The 6980-nt window shown below is 64.4% G+C and carries 13 protein-coding genes; all 13 read left to right on the top strand.

The annotated features are described in order from the left end of the window. Nucleotides 1-82 precede the first annotated feature (82 nt). On the top strand, nt 83-499 hold the full coding sequence (rplP, locus tag CVO76_RS08955; RefSeq protein WP_049829176.1) for a 50S ribosomal protein L16: 417 nt from the start codon (nt 83-85) through the stop codon (nt 497-499). Between the two features lie 2 nt (nt 500-501). Continuing rightward, entirely contained in the window at nt 502-846 is a 345-nt protein-coding gene (gene rpmC / locus CVO76_RS08950; protein WP_133082411.1) for a 50S ribosomal protein L29, read from the top strand. Next, the gene (gene rpsQ, locus CVO76_RS08945; RefSeq protein ID WP_133082412.1) at nt 843-1154 is read left to right on the top strand and encodes a 30S ribosomal protein S17; all 312 of its coding nucleotides are present in this window, start codon (nt 843-845) and stop codon (nt 1152-1154) included. Before rpmC ends, rpsQ begins: the two co-directional genes overlap by 4 nt. A 374-nt stretch (nt 1155-1528) precedes the next feature. Continuing rightward, entirely contained in the window at nt 1529-1897 is a 369-nt protein-coding gene (gene rplN / locus CVO76_RS08940) for a 50S ribosomal protein L14 (protein WP_049829173.1), read from the top strand. A 3-nt stretch (nt 1898-1900) separates the two neighbouring features. After that, nucleotides 1901-2275, top strand: a complete 375-nt coding sequence (gene rplX, locus CVO76_RS08935; protein WP_133082413.1) for a 50S ribosomal protein L24 — start codon at nt 1901-1903, stop codon at nt 2273-2275. Continuing rightward, complete coding sequence (gene rplE, locus CVO76_RS08930; RefSeq protein ID WP_133082414.1) at nt 2275-2850, top strand: 50S ribosomal protein L5; 576 nt, start codon at nt 2275-2277, stop codon at nt 2848-2850. The genes rplX and rplE overlap by 1 nt, the downstream gene beginning before the upstream one ends. An 87-nt stretch (nt 2851-2937) precedes the next feature. Continuing rightward, nucleotides 2938-3336 (top strand): 30S ribosomal protein S8, encoded by a 399-nt coding sequence (gene rpsH, locus CVO76_RS08925; RefSeq protein WP_043440638.1) that lies wholly within the window; start codon nt 2938-2940, stop codon nt 3334-3336. An 18-nt stretch (nt 3337-3354) separates the two neighbouring features. After that, nucleotides 3355-3891, top strand: a complete 537-nt coding sequence (rplF, locus tag CVO76_RS08920) for a 50S ribosomal protein L6 (protein ID WP_133082415.1) — start codon at nt 3355-3357, stop codon at nt 3889-3891. Nucleotides 3892-3893: 2 nt separating this feature from the next. Beyond that, a complete protein-coding gene (rplR, locus tag CVO76_RS08915) occupies nt 3894-4277 on the top strand; it encodes a 50S ribosomal protein L18 (protein ID WP_087076881.1) in 384 nt (127 codons plus the stop codon). Between the two features lie 29 nt (nt 4278-4306). Further along, nucleotides 4307-5014, top strand: a complete 708-nt coding sequence (rpsE, locus tag CVO76_RS08910) for a 30S ribosomal protein S5 (RefSeq protein WP_133082416.1) — start codon at nt 4307-4309, stop codon at nt 5012-5014. Then, nucleotides 5014-5232 carry a 50S ribosomal protein L30 gene (gene rpmD / locus CVO76_RS08905; protein ID WP_133082577.1) on the top strand — a complete coding sequence of 73 codons (219 nt, stop codon included), beginning with the start codon at nt 5014-5016 and terminating at the stop codon, nt 5230-5232. The genes rpsE and rpmD overlap by 1 nt, the downstream gene beginning before the upstream one ends. Continuing rightward, nucleotides 5232-5729, top strand: coding sequence for a 50S ribosomal protein L15 (gene rplO, locus CVO76_RS08900; RefSeq protein ID WP_133082417.1), 498 nt, complete (start codon nt 5232-5234; stop codon nt 5727-5729). Before rpmD ends, rplO begins: the two co-directional genes overlap by 1 nt. Nucleotides 5730-5954: 225 nt before the next feature. Further along, a partial coding sequence (secY, locus tag CVO76_RS08895) for a preprotein translocase subunit SecY (RefSeq protein ID WP_244185836.1) occupies nt 5955-6980 on the top strand: 1026 nt, incomplete at its 3' end.

Here is a 6980-nt window from a genome sequence, read left to right as displayed (position 1 = left end):
CGAGCGCTCCGAGGGCCAGGGTGCCGCGGCACCCGCCGAGACCGCCGCAGCTCCCGCTGCGACTGAAGGAGGACAGGCTTAAATGCTTATCCCACGTCGAGTCAAGTTCCGTAAGCAGCACCACCCGGGTCGTTCCGGCGCTGCTACCGGCGGTACCGAGGTCAGCTTTGGCGAGTGGGGTATCCAGGCTCTGAGCCCGGCATACGTCACCAACCGCCAGATCGAGTCCGCTCGTATCGCCATGACCCGCCACATCAAGCGTGGCGGCAAGGTCTGGATCAACATCTATCCGGACCGCCCGTTGACCAAGAAGCCTGCCGAGACCCGCATGGGTTCCGGTAAGGGTTCGCCCGAGTGGTGGGTGGCCAACGTCAAGCCGGGACGGGTTCTGTTCGAACTGTCCGGTGTTTCCGAAGAGGTAGCCCGCGAAGCCCTGCGCCTCGCGATCCACAAGCTGCCGTTGAAGGCACGCATCGTGCGTCGTGAGGGTGGTGAATAGTTATGGCTCTGGGTTCAAAGGAACTGGCAACAGACCAGCTGGACGGCTTCGATAAGGACCGCCTGGTGGAAGAACTGCGCAAGGCCAAGGAGGAGCTGTTCAACCTCCGTTTCCAGTCGGCCACCGGCCAGCTCGAAAGCCACGGTCGCCTTCGTTCGGTCAAGCGCGATATCGCACGCATCTACACGGTGCTGCGTGAGCGTGAACTGGGTATCCGCCCCGAGGTCGTCGCTCCCGTCGAGGAAGCGAAGCCCGCGAAGGCGGACAAGCCCAAGAAAGCCAAGAAGGCCTCCACGAAGGACGAACCTTCCGTGGACACCGAGGCTTCTGAGGAGGACGCCAAATGAGTGAGCAGCAGAGCGAGACGACCGTAGGAACCGAGAAGGCCGTCCACGGCGCCGACTCGCGCGGCTACCGCAAGGTACGCCGTGGGTACGTCGTCTCCGACAAGATGGAGAAGACCATCGTGGTCGAGGTCGAGGACCGCGTGAAGCACGGCCTGTACGGCAAGGTGCTTCGCCGCAGCTCCAAGGTCAAGGCGCACGACGAGCAGAACGTCGCCGGTATCGGTGACATGGTCCTGATCAGCGAGACCCGGCCCCTGTCCGCCACCAAGCGGTGGCGCCTGGTCGAGGTCATCGAGAAGGCCAAGTAGCACCACAGCACGACCCGGAGCCGGCCGCCGGCTCCACCGACGATGCCCCGGACGCGATTTCGCGTCCGGGGCATTGTCGCGATACGATTAGTACCTTGTCTGTCTGGTGGGCTGGCGCATGCCCTCACGAGGTATCTCCGCAGGATCTCCTGCCCAGGACTTCGGCTTGCGGGGCATCCCTCACGGGTTTCCTTCACACCGGGCAAATAGGCAAAAGCCCGATAATCTTGTTCATCACGAAATCCACTGTGCAGAAGATCGACGCGCAGCCGCGCGCCCAGGCGTGCACGTGCTGAGTACCAGTATTACGGGGCCCACCCATATCCGTTCCGCAAGGCTCGACGAGAGAACCGGCGCGACGACAGGAGTAATAAGTGATTCAGCAGGAGTCGCGGCTAAAGGTCGCCGACAACACGGGGGCCAAGGAAATCTTGACCATCCGCGTTCTCGGAGGATCCGGGCGCCGCTACGCAGGCATCGGCGACGTCATCGTCGCCACCGTGAAGGACGCGATCCCCGGCGGAAACGTCAAGAAGGGCGACGTCGTCAAGGCGGTCATCGTCCGCACCAAGAAGGAACGCCGCCGCGCGGACGGTTCCTACATCAAGTTCGACGAGAACGCAGCAGTGATCCTGAAGAACGACGGCGACCCACGCGGTACCCGTATCTTCGGCCCTGTCGGTCGCGAGCTCCGCGACAAGCGTTTCATGAAGATCATCTCGCTGGCGCCGGAGGTGCTGTAGTCCATGGCACAGAAGACAAAGCTCAAGATCAAGAAGGGTGACCTCGTGCAGGTCATCACCGGAGCCAAGCAGGAACGCGGCGGAGACCGCGGCAAGCAGGGCAAGGTACTGAAGGTGTTCCCCGAGACCAACCGCGTCCTCGTGGAAGGCATCAACCGGATCACGAAGCACACCAAGGTCGGGCAGTCGCAGCGCGGCACCAAGACCGGTGGCATCGAGGTCGTCGAGGCGCCCGTGCACATCAGCAACGTCGCGGTCGTCGACCCCGAGACCAAGAAGCCGACCCGCGTCGGATACCGCACCGAGACCGTCGAGCGCGACGGCCGCGAGCGTGTCGTCCGCATCCGCGTGGCCAAGTCATCAGGGAAGGATCTGTAATGACTGTCGAAACCACAGGGACCAAGGTTCTTCCCCGCCTCAAGGCACGCTACGCGTCCGAGATCAAGGCCACCCTGCAGGAAGAGTTCAACTACGCCAACGTGAACCAGGTCCCGCGCCTGGTGAAGGTCGTCGTGAACATGGGTGTCGGCGACGCCGCTAAGGACTCCAAGCTGATCGACGGGGCCGTCAAGGACCTCACCGCGATCACCGGCCAGAAGCCACAGGTCACTAAGGCACGCAAGTCCATCGCGCAGTTCAAGCTCCGCGAAGGAATGCCCATCGGCGCACACGCTACCCTCCGTGGCGACCGCATGTGGGAATTCACGGACCGCCTGATCTCTCTCGCCCTGCCCCGTATCCGCGACTTCCGCGGCCTCAACGGCAAGCAGTTCGACGGCAACGGGAACTACACGTTCGGTCTCACCGAGCAGTCGATGTTCCACGAGATCGACCAGGACCGGATCGACCGCGTACGTGGCATGGACATCACCGTCGTCACCACCGCCAAGACCGACGCCGAGGGCCGCGCGCTCCTCAAGGCGCTTGGCTTCCCCTTCAAATCCGAAGATTAATCTAACTACGTTGCAGGTCCGCTCCAGCCGGCACCCTGAGTGCCGACCGGAATCCGGAAACCGTTTCGAGGAAGGGCAAGAGCCCACATGACAATGACAGATCCTGTCGCAGACATGCTCACGCGTCTGCGCAACGCAAACTCGGCTTACCACGACTCCGTGTCCATGCCGTACAGCAAGCTCAAGGCCCGCGTCGCGGACATCCTGAAGGCCGAGGGCTACATCGCCGGCTGGAAGGAAGAGGAAGCGGAGGTCGGCAAGAAGCTGACCATCGACCTCAAGTTCGGACCGGACCGCCAGCGCTCCATCGCCGGCATCCGCCGCATCTCCAAGCCCGGCCTGCGCGTGTACGCCAAGTCCACGAACCTGCCCCACGTGCTCGGCGGCCTCGGCATCGCCATCCTGTCCACGTCCTCCGGTCTGCTCACGGACCGCCAGGCATCCAAGAAGGGTGTAGGTGGGGAAGTCCTCGCCTACGTCTGGTAACGGGAAAGGGAAAGAAAAATGTCACGTATTGGACGTCTCCCCATCACCGTTCCCGCCGGTGTCGAGGTCAATGTCAACGGCAGCGAGGTCACCGTCAAGGGCTCGAAGGGCGAGCTGAGCCACACGGTTCCCAGCCCCATCGAGATCTCCCTGAACGAGGGCACGCTCACCGTCAGCCGCCCGAACGACGAGCGCGAGTCGCGGTCGCTCCACGGCCTCACCCGCACGCTGATCTCCAACATGATCGTCGGAGTCACCGAGGGCTACAAGAAGAACCTCGAGATCGTGGGCACGGGTTACCGTGTGCAGGCCAAGGGCAGCGACCTCGAGTTCGCCCTGGGTTACAGCCACCCGGTCGCCGTCAAGGCTCCCGAGGGCATCACGCTGACCGTCGACAGCCCCACCAAGCTCTCGGTCGCCGGCATCAACAAGCAGCAGGTCGGCGAGGTCGCTGCAACCATCCGCAAGCTGCGCAGGCCTGACCCGTACAAGGGTAAGGGCATCCGCTACGCAGGCGAGATCATCCGCCGCAAGGTCGGAAAGGCTGGTAAGTAACCATGGGTCTGAGCATCAACAAGAAGCGCAGCTCGAAGAGCAAGTCCGCCTCGCGTGGACGCCGCCACCTCCGGGTACGCAAGCGCGTCTCCGGGACGGCCGTCCGTCCGCGCCTGGTCGTCAACCGTTCGGCCCGCCACGTATTCGTGCAGGTCGTCGACGACACCAAGGGCGTGACCGTAGCATCAGCCTCCACCCTCGAAGCGGACCTCCGTGCATTCGACGGTGACAAGACCGCCAAGGCCAAGCGCGTTGGCGAACTCGTTGCAGAGCGTGCCAAGGCCGTCGGCGTCGAAGCAGTCGTCTTCGACCGCGGCGGTAACAAGTACCACGGTCGCGTTGCAGCAATCGCAGACGGCGCACGTGAAGGTGGGCTGGCACTGTGACCGAGGAGAACAAGGCAAAGGAAGCCCCATTGAATACGGCTACAGAGCAGCCCGCAGCCGAAGCTCCGGCTGCAGGCGCAACTGAGAACGCGTCGGCCGACGCGAACCGTGGCCGCGGCAACACCCGCGGTGGCGAGCGTGGCGGCAACTCCCGCGGTGGCGAGCGTGGCGGCCGTGGTGGCCGTGACGGGCGCGACGGCGGCCGCAACGACGACAAGGACAAGTTCATTGAACGCGTCGTCACCATCAACCGCGTCGCAAAGGTCGTCAAGGGTGGCCGCCGCTTCAGCTTCACCGCCCTCGTGGTGGTCGGCGACGGCAACGGCATGGTCGGCGTCGGCTACGGAAAGGCGAAGGAAGTCCCCTCCGCCATCCAGAAGGCCGTCGAGGAAGCCAAGAAGACGATGTTCCGCGTCCCGCGCATCGGTGGCACCGTCCCGCACCTGGTGCAGGGCGAGGCAGCAGCCGGCGTCGTCCTGCTCCGTCCCGCCTCCCCGGGTACCGGCGTCATCGCCGGCGGTCCGGTGCGTGCGGTACTGGAGTGCGTCGGCATCCACGACGTCCTCTCGAAGTCGCTCGGTTCCGCGAACGCCATCAACATCGTTCACGCGACCGTTGACGCGCTGAAGCGCCTCGAGGAGCCCCAGGCAGTCGCGGCCCGCCGCGGCCTGCCCCTCGACGAGGTCGCATCCCACCAGATGCTGCGCGCGATTGCAGCTCAGAAGGCAGGTGCGTGATGACCGCGATCACTCCGAAGAACGTGCTCGTGAGCTCGGCGAAGCTCGAGATCACACAGATCAAGTCCGCCATCGGCGGCAAGCAGAACCAGCGCGACACGCTGCGGTCGCTCGGTCTGAAGCGGATCGGCCACACCGTGGTCCGTGAAGCGGATGCCGTGACTGTCGGCATGATCAACACGGTTCCGCACCTCTTGAAGGTTGAGGAGGCCAAGTAATGGCAGAGAACAACACTGCGGCTCCCGCCGCAGCCGAGGAAAAAGCAGAGCGCGTCCACGCACTGAAGGTCCACCACCTGCGTCCCGCACCCGGAGCCAAGACGGCGAAGACCCGTGTCGGCCGTGGTGAGGGTTCGAAGGGTAAGACCGCCGGCCGTGGAACCAAGGGAACTGCAGCCCGCTACCAGGTGAAGGCAGGATTTGCCGGCGGCCAGCTGCCGCTGCACATGCGCCTCCCCAAGCTGCGCGGCTTCAAGAACCCGTTCCGCGTCGAGTTCCAGGTCGTGAACCTGGACAAGCTCTCCGAGCTCTACCCCGACGGCGGCGACGTCACGGTGGAGAGCCTGGTGGCGAACGGTGCCGTCCGCAAGAACCAGCCCGTCAAGGTGCTCGGCACCGGCGAGCTGACCGTGGCCGTCAACGTCTCGGTCGACGCCTTCTCCGCATCCGCTGCAGAGAAGATCGTCGCCGCAGGCGGGACCGTCACCGAGCTGTAGGTTCCTGGTCGGCCCTTCCCCGGCGGGACCGGGGGAGGGGCGGCTGTGATCCACGGCACTTTGGAACTAGACTCTTGGTGGGCAGGCTCGACCTGCCCACCGAGGGTCTTTTTTCGGCTGAGGCCACCCCTGCTCCACGCCGGTTCTCTCACACCGGTGACCAACCGTTAGACTCGGTTGTTGTGTACGGTCCGCGTCAGGACCAACAGACCTTCAGGAGGACGCTTGCTTAGCGCTATTGGCCGGGCATTCCGGACGCCAGACTTGCGGCGCAAGCTGTTGTTCACGCTGGGAATCATCACCATCTTCCGTCTCGGGGCCTTCATCCCCGCTCCCGGGGTCGACTACGGCAACGTGCAGCAGTGCCTCGAACTCGGCAACACCGAGGGCGGCCTCTACCAGTTCGTGAACCTCTTCAGCGGCGGAGCCCTCCTGCAGGTCTCCATCTTCGCGCTGGGCATCATGCCGTACATCACGGCGAGCATCATCACGCAGCTGCTCCGGGTGGTCATCCCCCGTTTCCAGGAGCTGCACCAGGAAGGCGCGCAGGGCCAGTCCCGACTCACCCAGTACACGCGCTACCTGACGATCGCGCTCGGCCTGCTCAACGCGACCACCCTCGTGTCGCTCGCCCGCTCCGGCGCACTGCTCGGCAACTGCCCCGTGCCCCTGATCCCGGACGACTCCATCATCACGATCATCCTCCTGATCATCACGCTGACCGCCGGTACCGGCCTCATCATGTGGATGGGCGAGCTCATCACCGAGAAGGGCGTGGGCAATGGCATGTCGCTGCTCATCTTCACCGCCATCGCCGCCGGCTTCCCGACCTCGCTCGGTGAGATCCTGCGCACCCAGGGCGCCACGGTGTTCGCCTTCGTGCTCGCCATGGGCGTCGTCGTCGTCGCGCTGGTCATCTTCGTGGAGCAGTCGCAGCGTCGCATCCCGGTGCAGTACGCCAAGCGCATGGTCGGCCGCCGCACGCTGGGCGGCAGCAGCACCTACATCCCGATCAAGGTCAACATGGCCGGTGTCATCCCCGTGATCTTCGCGTCCTCGATGCTCTACCTGCCCAGCCTGATCGCACAGTTCAACACCCCCCAGGACGGCACCGCTCCGGCCGAGTGGGTCAACTGGATCACCACGTACCTGACCAGTGGCGACCACCCGCTGTACATGGCGCTGTACTTCCTCCTGATCGTGTTCTTCACCTACTTCTACGTAGCCATCACGTTCAACCCGGACGAGGTG

The organism is Arthrobacter agilis, from assembly GCF_002953615.1.
GTDB classification, from domain to species: Bacteria; Actinomycetota; Actinomycetes; order Actinomycetales; family Micrococcaceae; genus Arthrobacter_D; species Arthrobacter_D agilis_B.
Note: the sequence above shows the minus strand (reverse complement) of the source record. Positions and strands in the feature narration are given on the sequence as shown.